Source organism: Marinibaculum pumilum (genome assembly GCF_042646425.1).
Taxonomy (GTDB): Bacteria; Pseudomonadota; Alphaproteobacteria; order Ferrovibrionales; family Ferrovibrionaceae; genus Marinibaculum; species Marinibaculum pumilum.
In genome coordinates this window covers 30,628-49,860 of the sequence record NZ_JBHRTR010000048.1, presented here as the reverse complement: position 1 = coordinate 49,860, position 19,233 = coordinate 30,628, and the positions used below count along the sequence as shown (strand labels likewise).

The following is a 19,233-nucleotide window of genomic DNA, read 5'->3' as shown; positions in this document are numbered from 1 at the left end:
GATGGGGCAGCCGCCGGCCTGGTGACGGCCCGGCGCCGGGAGGCAGGCGGCGACCCGGCGGCCGCCTGGCCCATCGCGATCATCGAACAGCACCTGCTGCCCGCCGCCCGTCCCTGCGCCGACGGCACCGCCGACGAAGACATGCAGGCCGCCCGATCCGTCCTGCGCGCCATCCTGGCCGCCGGACCGGACGCGACGCCTGATTGGTCGGCATCCACTCGCCGGTCGCTGGCCTGTCTCGGATCCGGCTGAACACCGACCCCGCCCCCCCCCTGCATCCCCCAGGCGCCGGTTTTCGCACGCCAGTGCAGGCATATTTTGCGAATAATTGTTATTTGCGTTATTCCGGCGACGGACGGTCCGGTCGGCGGGCCGATGCAAGGCCGGGATATCCAGAGCTGCCCAGCGATCGCAACAGACTGCACCTCTTCGTCGCGCATCGCAGCGCGCTGGTCAGCTATGCCCATCGAATCCTCGGCGATCGCGGCCATGCCGAGGATGTCGTGCAGGAGGCGTTCCTGCGTTTCGACAATGCTGCGCCGGATGCCGATCCGGCGGAGCCGCTCGCCTATCTCTACCGCATCGTCCGCAACCTTTCGGTGGACGTTCAGCGGCGACTGCACCGGGATCGCGCGCGCCAGCATCCGGATGCAGAGCGACTGTTCGCCGCCGTGCAGGAAGACCGGCCGGCGGTGGAGCAGGAAGTGGCTGCACGGCAGGAACTGCGCGCCCTGGCGGCGGCACTGGAGGAGCTGCCGCCCAAGGTGCAGGCGGCGGTCCGGCTGCACCGCTTCGAAGGCTGCACGATCCGCCAGATTGCGGCACAGCTGGACGTCTCCGTCGGCCAGGCGCATGCCCTGGTGATCCAGGGGCTCGAACATTGCCGCGCCCGCCTGCACCGGCGGTGACCGCGACAATGGTCGTGAACATGGCAGACGCTCGCATCGTCACTATCAAGCAGGGCGGGCAGGCATGCGGACAGTCCCGCTTCGCGACAGTGTCGCGACCGCGGCGCCGTTCTCGGACCGTCGATTCGGATTGCCAGAGTGGAGTGTCGTTCCGGCATGCATGAACGCGAGGATCCCCGGACCGCCGCCGAATGGCTGATCGCCTTGCGCGAGGCTGCAGCCGGAGACGGCATGGAACGGCGGTTCGAGAGCTGGCTGGAGGCGGACGAGTCGCATCGCCGGGACTGGACCGAGATGGCCGATACCTACGACCGGCTGGGCCTGCTGTCGCCCGCGGAAGGATCGCGTGACCGTCCGACGCACCGCGCGGTCCCGGCCCCCGTCGCGGCCGTCGCCATGCGGCCGGGGCGTCACACCGGGCCTCGGCGGCCGTGCCACCGGCTTGCCGCGATCGCGGTCGCTCTTGCCGCCTGCCTGGTCCTGGCGCTGCCGCCCGGCGTGCTAACCGGGATTCTGCGCGATGACGGCGGCCTGCAGACCGGCATCGCCGAGGTGCGGCAGCTCACCCTTGGCGATGGCAGCCGCATCACCCTCGGCCCCCGGACGGCAATCGCCATCGACCTGGGCGGAACCGCGCGACAGGTCACCCTGCGGCAGGGCATGGCCTATTTCGAGGTCGCGCCCGACCCCGGCCGGCCGTTCCGTGTCCGCACCGACGACCTGGACGCGGTGGTGCTGGGCACGGCATTCGAGATGCGGACCGGACCGGGCAGCACCGCCCTGGCAGTCGCCGAGGGCCGGGTGCGGGCGGAAACCCCTGTTGGCGGGCGGGCCATCGGGCCGGACCTGGGAGCGGGCGACTGGCTCCGCCGCGATGCGGATGGCCGGACAGACCGTGGGCGGCACCCGTCGGAACAGGTGGCCGCCTGGCGGCACGGGCTGCTCATCGCCCGCGACCTCGCGGTCGCGCAGGCGGTCGACCGCCTGCGCCCCTTCCATGGCGGCAGGATCCTGCTGCTCGGCAGCCGCCTCGCCCGGCAGCCGCTGACCGGCCTCTATACGCTGTCCGATCCCGCCGCGGCACTGGAGGCCATGGCGGCGGCACAGGGTGCCGTGGTCCATCGCCTCACCCCCTGGCTGCTGGTGCTGTCGGAGGAACCGTCCCTGTCGATGGCCGGCCTGCCGGATTTCTTCTGAACAGCCGACACGCCGGTTTCGTCACCTTGGCATGATATGCAAATGCGACGCATCCACATGATTGCGCCGCTGCCAGGCCAGGGAAGGGGAACGGCATGACCGGGGGAACCGTCAGCAAGACAAAGAGGTCCGCAAGCGGCGAAACTGGCGCGGCGCAGGGCCGCCGGACGCGGCCTGCCCTGCGCAGGCTCGCGCCACTTGCGATCACGCCGGTCGCGGCCGGCCTGGCCGCGCTGGGCCTGACGGTCGCCACCCTGCCGCTGCCGGCCCTGGCGCAGTCGCAGACCGGCCCCGCCAGCACGGCGCAGGCGCAGTTCGATATCGCGCCGCAACCGCTGGGCGACGCTCTGGCAGCCTTCGGCCGTCAGGCCGGCGTCCAGGTTTCCGTCCATGGCGACCTGGCCCGCGGCAAGAGCAGCCCCGGTGTGCGCGGCCGGATGGACGCGGATGCGGCCCTGCAGCGGCTGCTGTCCGGCTCCGGCCTGACCTGGCGGCGCGCCGCCGACGGGACGGTGATCCTGGAAGCGGCCGCGCAGGGCGCATCCGGTGCGACGGTACTGGACCCGATCATGATCGAGGGGGCTGGCGCCGGCAGCGCGGACGATGCCAACGCGATCGAGATCGGCCAGGACGAACTGGAGCTGCTGGACCCGACCAACCTGAAGGAGGTCTATGCCGGACAGGCCGCCGTCTCCGTCGGTGGCGGCATCCCGGTGTCGCAGAAGGTCTATGTGAACGGCGTCGAGGAAACCAACCTCGCCGTCACGGTCGACGGCGCGCGACAGAACAACAAGGTCTTCCACCATACCGGCACCAACCTGATCGATCCGTCGATGCTGAAATCGGTGCGGGTCGATCCCGGCGTCGCGCCCGCCGATGCCGGGCCGGGCGCGCTGGGCGGCGCCATCGTCTACGAGACCGTCGATGCCGGCGACATGCTGCTGCCGGGCCGCAACCTGGGCGGCTTCGCGAACGGCAGCTACGGCACCAACGGCGGCACCTATATCGCCGACCTGGCCGCCTATGGCCGCGCCCAGGGGTTCGAGGCGCTGGGCTATTTCAAGTATGGCGAAGGCGGCAATTACAGCGACGGCAACGGGCTGAAGGTCGAGGGCACCGAAACCAGTCTGCGCAGCTTCCTGGCGAAGACCGCCTACGAGGGCGCGGGCGGGCACCGGATCGAACTGTCCGGCCAGCAGGTGCGCGACGATGCGGACCGTCCGTTCCGCGCCAATATCGGCCAGCTGACCAACCGGCCCGGCCCGATCGTCCGCAACTACAACCTGCGCAACAGCACCTACAGCCTGAACTACAGCACGCCGCACGCGACGGGGCTGTTCGATCCCAGCCTGGTGGTCGGCTACAGCGAACAGCGGACCGAGGTGCTGGACCCGTTCGGCAGCATCGGCATCACCGGCGGCTGGAACGGCAAGCTGGAGAACGACTTCAACCTGTCGCCCCGCGACCGCATCACGGTGGGGACGGACTTCTACAGCAGCAAGGCGCAGTACAAGGACCCGACCACCAACGTCCAGGAGACCGCCACCAATGTCGGCATCTATGCCCAGGCACGCCTGGTGCCGGTGGATCCCCTGCGGCTGTCCTTCGGCCTGCGTGGCGACCGGCAATGGTTCAAGGGGGTCGACGGCACGAAGCTGACCAATTCGGGCGCCAGCGGGAACATCTCCGCCGCCTATGACGTCGCGGACTTCCTGACCCTGTCCGCCGGCTATTCCAATGTCTGGGGCGGCATCGCGCTGGCGGAGAACTACATCCTCAATCCGGCGTGGACCTATGCCAGCGGCATCAAGCCGGTACGGTCGCAGAACGGCGTGGTGGATGCGGAGGTCCGCTACATGGGCTTCACCTTCCGAGCCGGCCTGTTCGAGAGCCGCTTCAGCAATGCGCGGGACGAGAGCTTCCGCGGCGGTCCCGACCTCACCGCCGACTTCAAGACGCGCGGCTACAACCTGGGCGCCGGCTATGCCTGGCAGAGCGGCTTCGCACGGCTGACCTTCATCGACAGCCGCATCAGCCTGAACGGTGCGGTAACGGATTCCGATGCCACCCAGTATCTCGGCACGCCGATCGGCCGCGTCTTCGCGTTGGAGGCCGCGCAGCGCTTCGACAGCATCGGCGTGACCGTCGGCGGCACCGCCCAGGCCGCGCTGAAGAACAGCGAGACCGCCGATGCCGGCTTCCAGCCGCAGGACCCCTACAAGGTGCTGAACCTGTTCGGCGAATACCGGCCAGCGCAGCTCGACTTCCTCACCCTGCGGCTCGACGTCAAGAACGTCTTCGACGAGGCCTATGCCGACCGCGCCACCTATGGCCAGGAGTTCAGCACCGTGCGCCCGCTGATGGAGCCCGGACGCTCCTTCATGGTGAGTGCCAAGGCCCGGTTCTGACCGCGTCAGGAGCGACCTTCGGCTCCTGTCCTGCCCGCATTGCGCGCACCGCCTCCAGCGCCGCTTCGGTCGACGGCGCGAAGCCGATATCGGGCGGTCCCAGGCCCTGCGCCGCCAGCATTCGGGCGACCTCCGGCGAGGCGCCCGCCAGGAACAGCCGGCCGTTGCCGCGGCCGGCCTTCCGGGCCAGCCCTTCGATCACCTTGGCGGCGGTGGAATCCAGGAACGGCACCGCGGAGAGGTCGAGCACCAGCGCCCGATGGCTGTCGGCGATGCGGTCCAGGATCGACGCGATCGAGCCCGCCGCGCCGAAGAACAGCGGGCCGCTGATCCGGTACACCAGGGCATCGGGATCGGCGGCGGCGCCCTCATAGGGCTGCCGGTCGTCCGGTGCACCGTCGGCACGGTCTTCCTGCACGAAGGGGGAGTGGCGCTCCACCGCCGCCATCTTCGACATGCGGTGGATGAACAGCACCGAGCCCAGGGCGAAGCCGACCACGATCGCCTCCGTCAGGTCGCGGAAGATCGTCAGGCCGAAGGTCACCGCCAGGACGGCGGCATCGCCCCGGGAACTGCGCAGCAGGCCGGCGATGGCGTGGCGCTCCACCATGTTCCAGGCGACCACAGCCAGCACCCCGGCCAGGCCGGCAAGCGGGATGAAGCGCGCCAGCGGCGCGGCGACCAGGATGAAGGCCAGCAGGAACAGCGCATGCAGCATGCCGGCGACGGGACCGTGGGCACCGGCGCGGACATTGGTGGCCGTCCGCGCGATCGTGCCGGTGACGCAGATGCCCCCGAACAGGCCGGAACCGATATTGGCCACTCCCTGCGCCACCAGTTCGCAGTTCGAGCGATGCCGCCGGCCGGTCATGCCGTCGGCGACCACCGCCGACAGCAGCGATTCGATCGCCCCCAGCAGGCAGAACGCCACCGCATTCGGCAGCACGTCGCCCATCTTCTCCAGGTCGAACTGCGGCCAGGACGGCAGGGGCAGGCTGTCGGGGATGCCGCCGAAGGCGCTGCCGATGGTGGCCACCGGCAGGTCGAGCAGCGCCGTGGCCGCACCGGCGGCGGCGACGGCCAGCAGCATGCCGGGCCAGCCGGGTCGCAATCGCTTCAGGCCGACGATCAGCACGATCGTTCCCGCCGAAAGCGCCAGCGCCGCCGGCTCCAGGCCGGGCAGTGCTGCCCAGAGCACCGGCAGCTTCTGCAGCAGCGGGCCGGGCTCCGCCGCGGGCAGGGTCAGGCCGAGCAGCGGCTTGACCTGGCTGGCGAAAATGATCACGGCGATGCCGGCGGTGAAGCCGATTGTCACCGGATAGGGGATCAGCTTCACATAGCTGCCCAGCCGCAGCAGGCCGACGGCAACCAGCATCAGTCCCGACAGGATGACGGCCAGGATCAGCCCGTCCATGCCATGCGCCTGCACGGTGGCGGCGACCAGGACGATGAAGGCGCCGGCCGGCCCGCCGATCTGGAAGCGGCTGCCACTCAGCGCCGAGACCAGGAAGCCGCCGACGATCGCGGTATACAGGCCCTGCGCGGGACTGGCCCCCGACGCGATGGCGATCGCCATCGACAGCGGCAGCGCGACGATCGCCACGGTCAGCCCGGCCACGGCATCGGCCCGCAGCTGCCGCAGGCCATAACCCTCGCGCAGGATGGTCACGAGCTTCGGCGTGTAGAGTTCCAGGAAACCCGGCTCGGGCGGTGGCAGCATCGCCGCCGGACGGGTGCTCACGGCCGTGGCCCGGCTTCGGGCCCGGAAGCGGGTGCGACTGCCGGCGCCTTCAGCCGCACGCCGCGGCCGCTGGCGGTGCTGGGCGCATGCTCGCCGATCAGCTCGATCCCCGCCGCATCCAGGGCCGCCACCACCCGGGTCAGCGATTCCACCACGCCGCGGACCGTGCCCGGGCTGGCTTCCATGCGCTGGATCGTTGGCACCGACAGGCCGGCCAGACCGGCCAGCTGCCTCTGGTCGATGCCCAGCAGGGCGCGCGCCGCCCGCATCTGGCCGCCGGTGATCATCTCGCCTGCACCCCGTGGTTTTGCTGTTCAGAACATGCTTTATGATATTTCAAACATCTATACTGATAAGAAATGCGACATGAAGGCGCAGCGGAGGCCGGTTCCTCGCCCGGCCGCCGACCGGCTATCATCGCCGGCATCGGCACGGCATGCGGCAATGGAGGCGAGCGATGGAATGCATGGAAACCCTGGCCTGGATCTGCACCGGCTTCGCCGCGCTTCTGCCTGCGCTGGCGGCCGCCTTCCAGGCCGGCGCCACCGAACTTGCCGTCGACCATTCCCACTGGCAGAGCCCCTACGGGCCGATGGAACTGGCGGTCTTCGAGCGCACATTGGTCGGCCGCTATCCGGACTTCGACGGGGTCATCGTGGGGCGGCTTTCGGGCGACGGGGCGCGGGCCGACCTGGTCTGGATCCAGCCCAAGTCGAACCAGCGCTGCGCCGAACCCGCGCCGGGCCTGAGCGGGGAACAGCGGGAGGCGCTGCGCATGGGCGGCATGGCCGGCGACGGCCATCACTGGGGGCGGATCGCCTTCTCGGTGCAGGACCTGGGCGCACGGATGGCTGGCGAATGGGCCTATTGCGACGCGCCGATGGGCAGCGGCGGCAACTGGGACAGCCTGCGCCTGCGGGCCGAGCGGCGCAGGGTCGCCCTGCCGGCGAACTGAGTGCCGCCGCGGCCCCTTCTGTCATCAGGCCGACATCCTGAGGTCCTATCCCTGGCCATGCCTGCAGCGGATGGGGGAGCGGCACCTTGGCAAGGCCTGGACATGCGGCAGCGGCCGGGGGCGGGGGCGGGATGCCATGATCACGACGGCGACCTTCGACAAAGCCCGCCTGTTCCGCGCCTTCAAGTGGAGTGTCTACGGCCTGCTGGGCGTCGATGTCGTCCTGTTCTGGATCTATGGCGGCACCGCCGCCGTCATCGACCAGGTCGGCTGGCTGCTGCTGATCGCCACCTTCGAATACGAGACCTCCACCCTGGACGAGGCTTATTCCAGCCGCTGGCAGAGGTGGGGCATCCACACGCTGCGGCTGATCGCCTATGCGCTGATCCTCGATGCCGCGGTCGAATATTATCTTGGCGCGAAGTGGCTGGACCTGACCAATGCCGTGACCTGGCTGCTGGTCTGCGCGGTCCTGGAATACGATGTCTATGTCCCCGGCGAATACGGCTCCGGCGAATGGCGGATCCGGAATGCCGTGAAGGCGCTGCTTTATGGCATCCTGGTCGCCTGTGCGGTTGCCTGGGGCATCAGGGGCGACCTGCTCGACACCTATGACGCGGTCCTCTGGATCCTCTGCTTCGGCGTGGTGGAACTGAACATCTTCCGCTTCGAGGAGGAGGCGGAGGCGCAGACGGAAACCGTGACGGAGCCCGCGGAAGGACCCGCGGGCCCGGGCTGAGGGACCGGCCGCGGCGGGCCCCGCGGTCCGGCATCGACCAAGCGAAGGGCCCGGCCATGACATATGCGATCGCTGCGGACGGCACCCGCCTCCATGTCGAGGAGGCCGGCACCGGTTCCGCCATCCTTTTCGTCCACGAATTCGCCGGCAACCACGACGCATGGGAGCCGCAGATGCGCTATTTCTCCCGCCGGCATCGCTGCATCACCTTTGCCGCCCGCGGCTATCCGCCATCCGACGTGCCGCAGGATCCGGCCGCCTACAGCCAGGCGATCGCGGTGACCGACATCCTGGCGGTGCTGGACGGGCTGGAGATCGACCGCGCCCATGTCGTGGGCCTGTCGATGGGCGGCTTCGCGACCTTGCATCTGGGCCTGACCGCGCCGCAGCGGGCGCATTCGCTGACCGTGGCCGGCGCCGGCTATGGCGCCGAGAAGGCCTTTGAGGCGGAATTCCGCGCCACCGCGCAGGAGGTCGCCCGGCGCTTCGAGACGGTCGGCGCCGCCGCCTTCGCCGAAACCTATGCCCTGGCGGCTTCCCGCCTGCCGTTCCGGACCAAGAATCCGCGCGGCTGGCAGGAGATGGCGGAACGTCTGGCACGCCATTCCGACGCCGGTGCCGCCCATACCATGCGCGGCGTGCAGGGCGGCCGCCCCTCGCTCTACGACCTGGAGGCGGAGATCTCGGGCATGCAGGTGCCGACCCTGGTCGTGGTCGGCGACGAGGACGACCATTGCCTGCAGCCCGGCCTGTTCCTGAAGCGCACCCTGCCGGCGGCCGGCCTCGCCGTCCTGCCCAGGACCGGGCATGTCCTGAACCTGGAGGAGCCGGAACTGTTCAACCACCTGCTGCGCGAATTCATCGCCGCGGTGGAATCCGGACATTGGCCGCCCCGCGACCGCAGCGCGGCGGATGCCCAGATCATGCGGACCGACGACTGAGCGTGGAACCCCCTGCCCCACGGTGCCTTTTAGTGCAGACGACAATCTGCGCGGCCACGTGGCCCGGAAGCACTTCAGGGGAGCAATCCATGAAGATCTACGACGCGATCAAGCGTGACCACGACCATCACCGCCAGCTGCTGGACGCGCTGGCCTCGACCTCCGGCGACAGCGACGAGCGGCGGGCCGCATGGTCGACCTTCTTCTACGACGTGAAGGCCCATGCCGCTGCAGAGGAAGAAACCTTCTATGCGCGGCTGATGGCAACGACGCACGGGCAGCCGGATGCCCGCCATTCGGTGCACGAGCATCAGAGCCTGGACGAAATCATGGACGAGCTGAACGACATGGACATGTCCAGCCCGGGCTGGCTGCTGCGATTCAAGACGCTGCAGGACGAATACAAGCACCATATCGACGAAGAGGAAGAGGAACTGTTCGCTTCCGCCCGGGAGCAGATCGGGGCCGATTCCGACGGGCGCCTCGGCCATGCCTTCCGCAGCCGCAAGGCGCAGGAGGTCGGCCTGGTGGACCGGAAGATGGAAGAGGCCGTCGAGGACTGACCGGCGACAGGACCGCGTTCTCCCGGTCCGCGATCCCCGGAGCCGGCCTCAGCGCAGCTCCGCGCCGGTGGAGGCGATGGCGGCGCGGAAGCCGCCGCCGCCCTCCACCACCGACGGCCCGGTCATCCGCTCCCCGTTGGCGCCATAGCGGGCAATGACTTCAGGTGGCTGTCGCAGATCGCCGGGCAGCAGGACCTGGAAATGCGCGTCCACCGCCACCGTGCCGGCCGGCCAGCCCGAGATGTCGAGGCTGCCGGCATAGTGGCCGCCCGAGGCCCGGGCCGCGCCACGCACCCTTCGCAGCGGCGGCGCCAGCCGGCGCGCCGCGAAGACGATCCAGGCGCCGTCCGGCACCGTCGCGCTGCCGCTGACCGCCAGGCCGTTCCCGTCCGCCATCGCCTCGACCGCAATATCTACCCGGCTGTCGGCGGCAGGGGCGATGCCGGTGCCGACCAGCAGCAGCAGCGCGGCCGCAGCGGCTATGCCGATCCGCACCATGTGGCCCCGCCGGTCAATCCCACCGGCATCGCGGCACGGCGGTAGCTCGCCGGGCTGATGCCGATCTGCTGCTTGAAGAAGCGCGTGAAATTGCCCTGCGCCGCATAGCCGAGATCCAGCGCCAGGTCGCTTAGCGGCTGCCGCGACTGGGTCAGGCCCTGGATCGCCCGCTCCATGCGGCCGGCATTGGCGACGCAGCCCGGCGTCAGGCCGGTGCAGTCGCGGAACAGCTCGAAGAAGCGTGGCCGCGACAGGCCCACCTCGCGCGCCACCGCCTCGATCTCCACCCGCGCGCCGTCATGCAGGAGGCCGAAGGCGCGCCGGATCCGGTGGTCCTGCAGGCGCACCGCGACCGGCAGCGGCAGGTGCCGGCCAGCGCGGCCGGCCAGCACCGCGGACAAGAGGGCCGCGATCAGGTCGTCGACGCCGCCCTCCGCCCCGGCGGTCCCGGCGCCGCCGGCCGCAGACGACAGCAGCTGCGCCAGCGCGGCGATGCTGCGCCGCGCGGCATCGTTCAACACCACCAGCGGATCGGACAGCAGCGCCGCATCGCCCGTTGCGGCAAAGCCCAGCCGGTCGCGCACCCAGTCGGGTTCCAGGTAGAAGGTCAGGAAGGTGGTCGGCGGCGCGCCGCGGCGGTGCCGCCAGCCATGCGGGGCCCAGGCCTCCACCAGCACGGCGTGGTCCGGGCCGACGGGCAAAGCGCGGCCGCGGACCTGGAACTGGGTGACGGCCCCGTCGACCCCGACGATCAGGTGGATGTGGCGATGCACATGCACCGCCAGGCTGGTATCCATCCGGACCAGGCCGATGCGGCCGAACCGGCCGGCGATATAGGCAAGGGGTTGCGACACGACGGGCGCCGGCTCCTCGATAAGGGTCAGGGCCGCGCGACGCTAGCGCAGTTGAGGGCGCGCCGGAACCGCCAGGCAAGGGCCGGCGGAGGGAAAAATCAGACGCGATGATAAATCGCCAGCCGATCGGCACAGCCGACGCGGCGCGCTGCCGCTAGCATACCGTCCTGTACATCGCCACCTTACGGCCCGTCCCGGGCCGGCACCGTAGAGACGCCATGACCGCACCGGACCAGCCAGAGCATTTCATCCGCCGCCACGGCCTGTGGAGCGACGCGCAGGAAGCGATGGCGGCGGAGGTGCAGCGCCGGGTTGAGGTGGAGGGGATCCGCCTGGTCCGCCTGGCCTGGACCGACACCCACGGCCAGACCCGGGCCAAGGCGGTGACGCCGGCGGCGCTGCGGTCCGCGCTGACCGACGGCTACAACATCAATGTCGCGACCTGGACCCTGGACGCCTCCGGCGGCCGGGTCTTCGCCTCCTTCACCAGCGGCGGCGGCATGGGCCTGGCGGAAATGACCGGCTCGCCCAACATCGTCGCGGTGCCCGACCCGGCCAGCTTCCGCACCCTGCCCTGGGCGCCGGGCATCGGCTGGATGCTCTGCGACCCCTATTTCCGCGACGGCCGGCCGTTCCATTTCGGCGCCCGCCATGTCCTGCGCCGACAGGTCGCGGCGCTCGCTGAACAGGGGCTGCAGGCAATCGTGGGGCTGGAGGTCGAATGGTACCTGCTGCGGCTGGCACAGGAGGGCCTGGACGATGAGAACCTGGCCCGCCCCGGCCAGCGCCCCCTGCCCCCGGCCACCGTCGCGCCGGAGCCCGGCTTCTCCTACCACTCCGAAGCGAACATGGACCTGATGCAGCCGGTCCTGAGCGCGCTGGCGGACGCCTATGCCGCCACCGGCCTGCCCCTGCGGTCGGTGGAGAACGAATGGGGCGCGGGCCAGGTGGAATGCACCTTCGACGCCCGCGAGGCGCTGCAGGCCGCCGACGACTTCATCCTGTTCCGCAGCGCCACCCGGCAGGTCTGCCGCCGGCACGGCCATCTCGCCAGCTTCATGTGCAGCCCCGGCGCGCCGAGCCAGTATCCGAGCGGCTGGCACCTGCACCTGTCGCTGGTGCAGGCGGCCGGCGGGGCCAACCTGTTCACGCCGGCGCAATGCGACAGGCTGCTGTCGCCGCTGGGCCGCGCCTTCGTCGGCGGGCTGCTGGCGCAGGCGGCACCCGCCCTGGTCTTCGCCACCCCGACGGTGAACGGCTATCGCCGTTTCCGGGTCAATTCGCTCGCGCCGGACCGGGCCCATTGGGGCCATGACAATCGCGGCACCATGCTGCGTGTGCTGGGTGGTCCCGGCGACCCGGCCACCCGGCTGGAAAACCGGGTCGGCGAGCCGGCAGCCAACCCCTATCTGTTCATCGCCGCGCAGATCCTCTGCGGCCTGGACGGCCTGCGGCGGGAGACGGAACCGCCGCCACCCAGCGAGAACCCCTATCAGGACCCCGCCCCCGCTTTGCCGACCAGCCTGCACGATGCGCTGGCGGCGCTGGAGCGCAGCAGCCTGTTCCGCGACGGCTTCGGCGAGGTCTATCTGGACTATTTCCTGAAGCTGAAGCGGGCCGAGCTGGCGCGCTACGACGACTGGCTGGCGGCGACCGGCGTCCGGCCCGAGGATGGCGTGACCGAATGGGAGCGCCGCGAATATCTCGATGCGTTCTGACCGTGCGGGGGAAGCCATGACCGCCAGTGCCTACGATTTCGGCCATCTGGTGCAGGAGGACCGCGTGCATCGCAGCCTCTACACCGACCCGGCGATCTTCGACCTGGAGATGCGCCGCATCTTCGGCGGCACCTGGGTCTACCTGGCGCATGAGAGCCAGGTCGCCCAGCCCAACAGCTTCTTCCGCACCCGCCTGGGGCGGCGGCCGATCATCGTCACCCGCGACGGCGACGGCCGGCTGCACGGGCTCTACAACCGCTGCACCCACCGCGGCGCCACCATCTGCCGGCAGACCGCCGGCACCGCGAAGACGTTCCAGTGCCCCTATCACGGCTGGACCTTCCGCAATACCGGCGAACTGACCGGCGTGCCCTGGCCGGACGGCTATGCCGGCAACCTGCAGGGCGGCGCCTTCGACCTGGCGCGGATCCCGCGGCTGGAGAGCTATCGCGGTTTCATCTTCGGCACCCTGAACATGGCGGCCGCGCCGCTGCAGGCGCATCTGGGCCCGGTACGCCGGCCGATCGACGAATGGCTGGACCGCCATCCCGGCGCGGCGCTGGAGGTGCGGGAGGCGAACCGCCTGAAGTTCCGCGGCAACTGGAAGCTGGCCTACGACAATGCCGCAGACGGCTATCACGTGATCTTCTCCCACCGCTCGCTGCTGATGATGGAGAACCGCTTTGCCGCCGAGGATCAGAAGGGCATGTCGTTCTACAAGCAGCGCCCCGACAGCGGGCCGGTGCGGGTCCATGCCTATCCGAACGGCCACCATTTCAAGGACAAGCGGATGGCGATCGACCAGCGCCCCGGCGGGTTGTGGCGGACCGAGGGGCTGCATCCCGGCATGGAGCATTACGAGCGGCTGTTGCGGGACCGCTTCGGCGCCGATGCCGACCGCTATCTGGACCTGGCCTGCTCGGAACCGGTCAACATCAACGTCTTCCCGAACCTGCTGATCCTGGGCAACCACATCCAGGTGCTGGACCCCATCTCGGCGACCGAGACGGCGAGCGTCTGGTACGGCACCGCATTGGTCGACCCCGAGGGCAGCCTGGGCGAGGCGCTGGGACCGATCAATGCGCTGCGGATGCGCACGCAGGAGCAGTTCCCGACCTTCGGCGAGGTCGACGACCTGACCAATTTCGAGGAGATCCAGGCCGGCCTCGCCGCGGAGGAGGACGAATGGGTCTGGATGCATCGCGGCATGGGCCTGCCCGACCGGTTCGAGACGGACGGCGAGACGGTCAGCGGCCCGGCCACCGACGAGGTGTTCATGCGCCGCGCCATGTCGCACTACCGGGACCTGATGTCGGTCGAACCGGAGCTGACCGTGCTGCGGGGGGCGGAGGCATGACGAAGCCCGCAGCCGAAAGCCCCGCCACCGCCTCCTACTATGTCGGCGACGCCTTCTACCAGGACCTGGTCGATGCCTTCGCCCATCTGGAGGCCGACCTGCCGGAGATCGCCGACCGCGACCTGCGCGACCGGGTCGCGCTGCTGCTGAACCGCGAGGCGCGGCTGCTGGAGCAGGAACGCTACGACGCCTGGCTCGACCTGTTCGTGCCCGAATGCGCCTATTGGGTGCCGGCCACCCGGCCGCCGGGCGATCCGCGGCGGGAAATCACCGTGGCCTTCCACGACCGCCGCCAGCTCGAGGACCGCATCTTCCGCATCCGCACCGGCTATGCCTGGTCGCAATCGCCGGCCAGCCGCACGGTGCGGCAGGTGACGAACATCGCCCTGTTCGCGCTGCCGGCCAAAGCCGATCCGGGCGACGACCGGCTGCTGGCCCGCTCCGTCTTCCAGATCACCGAGTTCCGCGACGGCGATCTGCGCCGCCTGGACGGCCATGCCGGCCACCTGCTGGTCGACGGACCTGTCGGCCTGCGCATCCAGGCGAAGCAGGTCAACCTGATCGACTGCGACCAGAGCCTGCGCAATCCCAGTATCGTATTCTGAGGGCTGGCCGGGGATCAGGCGGTCCGCGCTTCGCCCCCGCCCGGCGGGCGCAGGGGAAAACTGCGCACCACGTCGCTGTCGTACGACAGCCCTGTCTCCAGCAGCGCCTGCGGTTCGACATCGTCCCTGTCGAAGCAGCAGAGCACCAGCCACGGCGCGTCCCCGCCGCACGCTTCCACGACAGGAACGAATAGCCGGAAGCCGTCATAGAACCTGCGGCCGCCACGACGCACCGCGCCGCGATGGAAGACGATCACGCGGTCGGCCAGGACCGTCTCGTAGGTGGGGCCGTAACGGGCTGCCGCGCCCGGACCCACAGCCTCGTCCAATGTCTTGCCCCGCGGGCTGCCGCCGAAGTTCCGGACCACCTCCTCGCCGGCCAGCCGATAGCGGAACTGGCCGTCCGCGCCACGCTCGATCATCCAGATATTCGGCAAGACGCCCTTGCGGCCCAGGCGCACAATGTCGATCCGGGGCCTCACCGGCAGGCCCGTGACAGGATCCAGCGCCCCGTCGATCGCTTCCAGGAAGGCCAGCAGCAAAGGCCTGTCCGCGCAGACAGCGTCGAGCCCGTTCGGCAGCATCCCATCCTCCGGCCCGGCCACCAATCGTACGATTGTAACCGCATCGCGGCATGGGCGCGACCGCCGGCCCGAAGTTCAGGAACCCGCCCCGCCGTCGGGGCGCAACGGGAAGAAGCGCACCTGGTCGTCGCGGAAGGTCAATCCCGCTTCCAGCACGGCCCGCTTCCCGGCCTTTCCCGGTCATGGCAGCAGAGGACCCGCATAATGGCAGGAAGACACGATAGCCGTAGTCGAACAGGCGGCTGCCGCGATGGGCCGGGCCGCGCTGATACATGACCGTCCGATCGTCCAGGATGCGGCAGAAGACCGGCGCGAACCGCGTCATGGCGTCCCCGCCCAACACCTCTTCCAGGGTCTTGCCGCGGGGGCTGGCGCCCAGGCTGTAGACCACCTCCTCGCCGGCCAGGCGAAAGCGGAACTGGCCATCGGGGCACCGCTCCAGGATCCAGATGTTCGGCAGGACGCCCTGCCGGCCCATCCGGATCACATCCAGACGCGATTTCGCCGGGAGACAGGTCGCGGGGTCGCAGGCCCTTTCCACCGCGTCCAGGAAACCGAGCAGCAGCGGCCGGTCCCGGCAAGCTTCGACAAGTTCCGCAGGCAGCATGGCCCGTCCCCGGTTCCCCCTTTGCCTGCACCGATCTTAACCTGCAATCCGCAGGAAGGAACGCGACCCGGCCGACACAGGCCGGCCGGGTCGCAACAAGACTTGGCCGCCCCGACACCTGGCCGGGACGGGGCCGGCATCAGGCGGCGAGCTGCGCCCGGGTGCGGCCGATCATCAGCGCCGCACGCGCGGCTTCCCGCCCCTTCTCGACGAAATGCGCCTTGAAGATCGCGTCGTGATGCGCCGTCTCCTGGTACTGGTGCGGGGTCAGCGAGACGGAGAGCACCGGCACGCCGGTGTCCATGCCGGCACGCATCAGCCCGTCGACGACGGCCTGGGCCACGAAATCGTGCCGGTAGATGCCGCCGTCGACGACGAAGGCGGCAGCCGCCACCGCGGCATAGCGGCCGCTGGCCGCCAGGTCGCGGGCCAGCAGCGGCAGCTCGAAGGCGCCGGGCACGTCGAAGACGTCGACCTGCTCCGGCGGGATCAGCTCCAGGAAGCCGTCCAGCGCGCGGGAAACGATATCGGCATGCCAGTTGGCCTTGGCGAAGGCATAGCGGGTGTGTGTCATCGTGATCTCTCCTTTCGCAACGGACACGTCACCCAAGGCGATCACGGGCACAGGACCGCAGGCGCAGGACGGAGTCCCGGCGCACGGCACCTCTGCGCGTTCTCTTCCATCCGGACTGTGACCGTCGGCCCAGGCCTCTCACCTGGTCTGCTGACCCCCGCAGCCGGACCCGCATTGCGGAAGGCGGCGGGGCGCTCGCGGGCTCGCAGCCATGGCTGCATACCGCCGGTGGGGACTTCCACCCCGCCCTGAGAACAGGGGCATTTTCCGACAGGTCGCGATCGGAAAACAAGCCGCGAGCGACAGGCGGCGCCGCCGTACACAGAAATCGCTCCGCTTCGCTTGGAACCTTTGCGCGGAATCTTTGTTCCTGGAAATGGCTTATTGCGCTCGATTGGGTCGGTGACGCCGCCGACCCGGCGACCAGCGTCCTTTCGGACATGCCGGCTGGCATCTGCCCGTCCGCGCAGATGCTGGCATTGCCAGAGCGGGGGGGGGCATCGAAAGGGACAGCACACCCAGGAAAATGACCGGAACCTAGTGAGCCGGGGCAGCCCTTCGCTGCTCTGCCTCCTGGCCGGTTCCCGGGTGTCGCCCTGGTAGGGAGGGAGGGGATCATGACCGATCCGGTCGGGCTGGCTGCCCGCGAAGGCAGTGGCGGCGTCCTCGTCGTGGAGGACGAAGGACTGGTCGCCATGTTCATCGAGGATATCCTGGAGGATCTCGGGCTGCCCTGCTGCGGGACCGCTGCGACCGCTGCAGAGGCGCTGGACCTGGCCGAGAGGCACCGGCCCAGCGCGGCATTGGTCGATATCGGCCTGCGCGGGAACCGCGACGGCATCGCGCTCGCCGAAGAACTGACCGGCCGCCTCGGCATTACCGTCGTCTTCCTCACCGGCGCCACCGACGACGCGACCCTGGAGCGCGCCAGGGCCACCGGCGCGCACGGCTTCCTCGGCAAGCCCTGCACGGAACCGGAGATCGCGGAGATCGTCCGTTCCGCCCTCGACGCCGCCACGGCCGGGGATCGCCCGGGCACCGCCTGAACCGGTATCCCGCCGCCACCGAGATTCCGCCTCTCATCCCTTCCGCCGCCGCACCGCAAGACCCCGCAGCCGCGCACCGATTCCAGCAGGAGAACCGCCATGGAAGCCGCCGTCGCCCAGCCCCTCACCGATCGGCAGGTCCTCAAGGCGCTGCGCGCCTTCCGCAAGGGCGACTTCTCCGCCCGGCTGCCCACCGGCTATGACGGCATCGACGGCGAGATCGCGGAGACCTTCAACGACGTCGTGGAACTGAACCAGCGGCTGATGAAGGAGCTGAGCCGGCTCAGCACCTCGGTCGGCAAGGAGGGCAAGACCAGCCAGCGGGCGGAGCTGACCGATGCCCGCGGCGGCTGGCAGACCAGCATCGATTCCGTGAACAGCCTGGTCAGCGACATGGCCTATCCCACCGCCGAGGTGGCACGGGTAATCGGCGCGGTGGCGAAGGGCGACCTGTCGCAGACGGTGGAGCTGAACATCGACGGCCGGCCGCTGCGCGGCGAGTTCCTGCGCATCGGCAAGATCGTCAACACCATGGTCGGGCAGCTTTCCTCCTTCGCCTCCGAGGTGACGCGCGTGGCGCGCGAGGTCGGCACCGAAGGCAAGCTGGGCGGCCAGGCCGACGTGAAGGGGGTCGCCGGCACCTGGAAGGACCTGACCGACAACGTGAACCTGATGGCGACCAACCTGACCGGGCAGGTCCGCAACATCGCCGAGGTCACAACCGCCGTGGCCAACGGCGACCTGTCGAAGAAGATCACCGTCGACGTGAAGGGCGAGATCCTGGAGCTGAAGGACACCATCAACACCATGGTGGACCAGCTCTCCTCCTTCGCATCCGAGGTGACCCGGGTGGCGCGCGAGGTGGGTACCGAGGGCAAGCTGGGCGGCCAGGCGAATGTGCGCGGGGTCGCCGGCACCTGGAAGGACCTGACCGACAACGTGAACCTGATGGCGACCAACCTGACCGGGCAGGTCCGCAACATCGCCGAGGTCACCACCGCCGTCGCCAACGGCGACCTGTCGAAGAAGATCACCGTCGACGTGAAGGGCGAGATCCTGGAACTGAAGGACACCATCAACACCATGGTGGACCAGCTCTCCTCCTTCGCCTCCGAAGTCAGCCGGGTCGCGCGCGAGGTCGGTACCGAAGGCAAACTGGGCGGTCAGGCGGACGTGAAAGGTGTCGCCGGCACCTGGAAGGACCTGACCGACAATGTGAACGCGATGGCGACCAACCTGACCGGGCAGGTCCGCAACATCGCCGAGGTGACGACCGCGGTGGCCCGGGGCGACCTGTCGAAGAAGATCACCGTCGACGTGAAGGGCGAGATCCTGGAGCTGAAGGACACCATCAACACCATGGTGGACCAGCTCTCCTCCTTCGCATCCGAAGTCAGTCGCGTCGCCCGCGAGGTGGGCACCGAGGGCAAGCTGGGCGGCCAGGCCGACGTGAAAGGTGTCGCCGGCACCTGGAAGGACCTGACCGACAATGTGAACGCGATGGCGACCAACCTGACCGGACAGGTCCGCAACATCGCCGAGGTGACGACGGCGGTCGCCAACGGCGACCTGTCGAAGAAGATCACGGTGGATGTCCAGGGCGAGATCCTGGAGCTGAAGAACACCATCAACACCATGGTGGACCAGCTCTCCTCCTTCGCCTCCGAGGTGAGCCGGGTCGCGCGCGAGGTGGGCACCGAGGGCAAGCTGGGCGGCCAGGCCGACGTGCAGGGGGTCGCCGGCACCTGGAAGGACCTGACCGACAATGTGAACGCGATGGCGACCAACCTGACCGGCCAGGTGCGCAACATCGCGGAGGTGACCACCGCCGTGGCCCGCGGCGACCTGTCGAAGAAGATCACCGTCGACGTGAAGGGCGAGATCCTGGAGCTGAAGGACACCATCAACACCATGGTGGACCAGCTCTCCTCCTTCGCG

General features: G+C 69.5%; 19 protein-coding genes and 1 riboswitch. Of the genes, 13 read left to right on the top strand and 6 right to left on the bottom strand.

All coding sequences use genetic code 11. The features are described 5' to 3' along the window. Nucleotides 1-21 precede the first annotated feature (21 nt). The 4 genes from ACFOGJ_RS25220 (at nucleotide 22) to ACFOGJ_RS25205 (ending at nucleotide 4,513) form a co-directional block, all read left to right on the top strand. The gene (locus ACFOGJ_RS25220; protein ID WP_379905868.1) at nucleotides 22-252 is read left to right on the top strand and encodes a hypothetical protein; all 231 of its coding nucleotides are present in this window, start codon (nucleotides 22-24) and stop codon (nucleotides 250-252) included. A gap of 83 nt (nucleotides 253-335) precedes the next feature. Beyond that, nucleotides 336-908 carry an RNA polymerase sigma factor gene (locus tag ACFOGJ_RS25215; RefSeq protein ID WP_379905865.1) on the top strand — a complete coding sequence of 191 codons (573 nt, stop codon included), beginning with the start codon at nucleotides 336-338 and terminating at the stop codon, nucleotides 906-908. Between the two features lie 156 nt (nucleotides 909-1,064). Beyond that, entirely contained in the window at nucleotides 1,065-2,105 is a 1,041-nt protein-coding gene (locus ACFOGJ_RS25210) for a FecR family protein (RefSeq protein ID WP_379905863.1), read from the top strand. 95 nt (nucleotides 2,106-2,200) lie between these two features. Beyond that, a complete protein-coding gene (locus tag ACFOGJ_RS25205; protein ID WP_379905861.1) occupies nucleotides 2,201-4,513 on the top strand; it encodes a TonB-dependent receptor in 2,313 nt (770 codons plus the stop codon). On the opposite strand, the gene ACFOGJ_RS25200 is transcribed toward ACFOGJ_RS25205, so the two are convergent. Together ACFOGJ_RS25200 and ACFOGJ_RS25195 are read right to left on the bottom strand one after the other, a co-directional pair. Beyond that, nucleotides 4,485-6,254: a SulP family inorganic anion transporter gene (locus ACFOGJ_RS25200; protein ID WP_379905859.1), complete on the bottom strand. Its 1,770-nt coding sequence runs from the start codon at nucleotides 6,252-6,254 to the stop codon at nucleotides 4,485-4,487. The two genes, ACFOGJ_RS25205 and ACFOGJ_RS25200, sit on opposite strands and share 29 nt — an antisense overlap. Then, the gene (locus ACFOGJ_RS25195; protein WP_379905857.1) at nucleotides 6,251-6,541 is read right to left on the bottom strand and encodes a helix-turn-helix domain-containing protein; all 291 of its coding nucleotides are present in this window, start codon (nucleotides 6,539-6,541) and stop codon (nucleotides 6,251-6,253) included. Before ACFOGJ_RS25195 ends, ACFOGJ_RS25200 begins: the two co-directional genes overlap by 4 nt. 170 nt (nucleotides 6,542-6,711) lie before the next feature. Between ACFOGJ_RS25195 and ACFOGJ_RS25190 the strand changes: the two genes are divergently transcribed. From ACFOGJ_RS25190 to ACFOGJ_RS25175, 4 genes are all read left to right on the top strand, one after another. Further along, entirely contained in the window at nucleotides 6,712-7,209 is a 498-nt protein-coding gene (locus ACFOGJ_RS25190; RefSeq protein ID WP_379905855.1) for a hypothetical protein, read from the top strand. 136 nt (nucleotides 7,210-7,345) lie between these two features. Then, on the top strand, nucleotides 7,346-7,948 hold the full coding sequence (locus ACFOGJ_RS25185; protein ID WP_379905852.1) for a hypothetical protein: 603 nt from the start codon (nucleotides 7,346-7,348) through the stop codon (nucleotides 7,946-7,948). 56 nt (nucleotides 7,949-8,004) lie between these two features. Continuing rightward, nucleotides 8,005-8,889 carry an alpha/beta fold hydrolase gene (locus tag ACFOGJ_RS25180; protein ID WP_379905850.1) on the top strand — a complete coding sequence of 295 codons (885 nt, stop codon included), beginning with the start codon at nucleotides 8,005-8,007 and terminating at the stop codon, nucleotides 8,887-8,889. A gap of 89 nt (nucleotides 8,890-8,978) precedes the next feature. Next, nucleotides 8,979-9,452, top strand: coding sequence for a hemerythrin domain-containing protein (locus ACFOGJ_RS25175; protein ID WP_379905848.1), 474 nt, complete (start codon nucleotides 8,979-8,981; stop codon nucleotides 9,450-9,452). 48 nt (nucleotides 9,453-9,500) lie between these two features. Here ACFOGJ_RS25175 and ACFOGJ_RS25170 read toward each other — a convergent pair whose 3' ends face one another. Both ACFOGJ_RS25170 and ACFOGJ_RS25165 read right to left on the bottom strand, forming a co-directional pair. Next, nucleotides 9,501-9,950, bottom strand: coding sequence for a hypothetical protein (locus ACFOGJ_RS25170; RefSeq protein WP_379905846.1), 450 nt, complete (start codon nucleotides 9,948-9,950; stop codon nucleotides 9,501-9,503). Beyond that, nucleotides 9,932-10,804, bottom strand: a complete 873-nt coding sequence (locus ACFOGJ_RS25165; RefSeq protein WP_379905844.1) for an AraC family transcriptional regulator — start codon at nucleotides 10,802-10,804, stop codon at nucleotides 9,932-9,934. Before ACFOGJ_RS25165 ends, ACFOGJ_RS25170 begins: the two co-directional genes overlap by 19 nt. 218 nt (nucleotides 10,805-11,022) lie before the next feature. On the opposite strand from ACFOGJ_RS25165, the gene ACFOGJ_RS25160 reads away from it, so the two are divergent. From ACFOGJ_RS25160 to ACFOGJ_RS25150, 3 genes are read left to right on the top strand one after another with little or no spacing between them, the layout of a single operon-like run. Beyond that, nucleotides 11,023-12,522: a glutamine synthetase family protein gene (locus ACFOGJ_RS25160; protein ID WP_379905843.1), complete on the top strand. Its 1,500-nt coding sequence runs from the start codon at nucleotides 11,023-11,025 to the stop codon at nucleotides 12,520-12,522. 16 nt (nucleotides 12,523-12,538) lie between these two features. Beyond that, on the top strand, nucleotides 12,539-13,879 hold the full coding sequence (locus tag ACFOGJ_RS25155) for an aromatic ring-hydroxylating oxygenase subunit alpha (protein ID WP_379905841.1): 1,341 nt from the start codon (nucleotides 12,539-12,541) through the stop codon (nucleotides 13,877-13,879). Then, a complete protein-coding gene (locus tag ACFOGJ_RS25150; protein ID WP_379905839.1) occupies nucleotides 13,876-14,484 on the top strand; it encodes an aromatic-ring-hydroxylating dioxygenase subunit beta in 609 nt (202 codons plus the stop codon). Before ACFOGJ_RS25155 ends, ACFOGJ_RS25150 begins: the two co-directional genes overlap by 4 nt. 14 nt (nucleotides 14,485-14,498) lie before the next feature. Here the strand turns inward: ACFOGJ_RS25150 and ACFOGJ_RS25145 are convergent, their stop codons facing one another. Then, nucleotides 14,499-15,068, bottom strand: a complete 570-nt coding sequence (locus ACFOGJ_RS25145) for a PAS domain-containing protein (protein WP_379905837.1) — start codon at nucleotides 15,066-15,068, stop codon at nucleotides 14,499-14,501. A 746-nt stretch (nucleotides 15,069-15,814) separates the two neighbouring features. Beyond that, entirely contained in the window at nucleotides 15,815-16,249 is a 435-nt protein-coding gene (locus ACFOGJ_RS25140) for a 6,7-dimethyl-8-ribityllumazine synthase (RefSeq protein ID WP_379905835.1), read from the bottom strand. Nucleotides 16,250-16,343: 94 nt separating this feature from the next. After that, nucleotides 16,344-16,509: riboswitch (FMN riboswitch) on the bottom strand. A gap of 357 nt (nucleotides 16,510-16,866) precedes the next feature. Here ACFOGJ_RS25140 and ACFOGJ_RS25135 point away from each other — a divergent pair. Then, nucleotides 16,867-17,295 (top strand): response regulator, encoded by a 429-nt coding sequence (locus ACFOGJ_RS25135; RefSeq protein ID WP_379905832.1) that lies wholly within the window; start codon nucleotides 16,867-16,869, stop codon nucleotides 17,293-17,295. Between the two features lie 99 nt (nucleotides 17,296-17,394). After that, nucleotides 17,395-19,233: HAMP domain-containing protein (locus tag ACFOGJ_RS25130; RefSeq protein ID WP_379905830.1), on the top strand; the 1,839-nt coding region annotated here is incomplete at its 3' end.

What these genes read in the sequence shown, in the direction of transcription:
- ACFOGJ_RS25210 (WP_379905863.1), top strand. Translation starts at nt 1,065, where the DNA reads ATGCATGAACGCGAGGATCCCCGGACCGCCGCCGAATGGCTGATCGCC.
- ACFOGJ_RS25205 (WP_379905861.1), top strand. Translation starts at nt 2,201, where the DNA reads ATGACCGGGGGAACCGTCAGCAAGACAAAGAGGTCCGCAAGCGGCGAA.
- ACFOGJ_RS25195 (WP_379905857.1), bottom strand. Translation starts at nt 6,541, where the DNA reads ATGATCACCGGCGGCCAGATGCGGGCGGCGCGCGCCCTGCTGGGCATC.
- ACFOGJ_RS25190 (WP_379905855.1), top strand. Translation starts at nt 6,712, where the DNA reads ATGGAATGCATGGAAACCCTGGCCTGGATCTGCACCGGCTTCGCCGCG.
- ACFOGJ_RS25185 (WP_379905852.1), top strand. Translation starts at nt 7,346, where the DNA reads ATGATCACGACGGCGACCTTCGACAAAGCCCGCCTGTTCCGCGCCTTC.
- ACFOGJ_RS25180 (WP_379905850.1), top strand. Translation starts at nt 8,005, where the DNA reads ATGACATATGCGATCGCTGCGGACGGCACCCGCCTCCATGTCGAGGAG.
- ACFOGJ_RS25175 (WP_379905848.1), top strand. Translation starts at nt 8,979, where the DNA reads ATGAAGATCTACGACGCGATCAAGCGTGACCACGACCATCACCGCCAG.
- ACFOGJ_RS25170 (WP_379905846.1), bottom strand. Translation starts at nt 9,950, where the DNA reads ATGGTGCGGATCGGCATAGCCGCTGCGGCCGCGCTGCTGCTGCTGGTC.
- ACFOGJ_RS25160 (WP_379905843.1), top strand. Translation starts at nt 11,023, where the DNA reads ATGACCGCACCGGACCAGCCAGAGCATTTCATCCGCCGCCACGGCCTG.
- ACFOGJ_RS25155 (WP_379905841.1), top strand. Translation starts at nt 12,539, where the DNA reads ATGACCGCCAGTGCCTACGATTTCGGCCATCTGGTGCAGGAGGACCGC.
- ACFOGJ_RS25150 (WP_379905839.1), top strand. Translation starts at nt 13,876, where the DNA reads ATGACGAAGCCCGCAGCCGAAAGCCCCGCCACCGCCTCCTACTATGTC.
- ACFOGJ_RS25145 (WP_379905837.1), bottom strand. Translation starts at nt 15,068, where the DNA reads ATGCTGCCGAACGGGCTCGACGCTGTCTGCGCGGACAGGCCTTTGCTG.
- ACFOGJ_RS25140 (WP_379905835.1), bottom strand. Translation starts at nt 16,249, where the DNA reads ATGACACACACCCGCTATGCCTTCGCCAAGGCCAACTGGCATGCCGAT.
- ACFOGJ_RS25135 (WP_379905832.1), top strand. Translation starts at nt 16,867, where the DNA reads ATGACCGATCCGGTCGGGCTGGCTGCCCGCGAAGGCAGTGGCGGCGTC.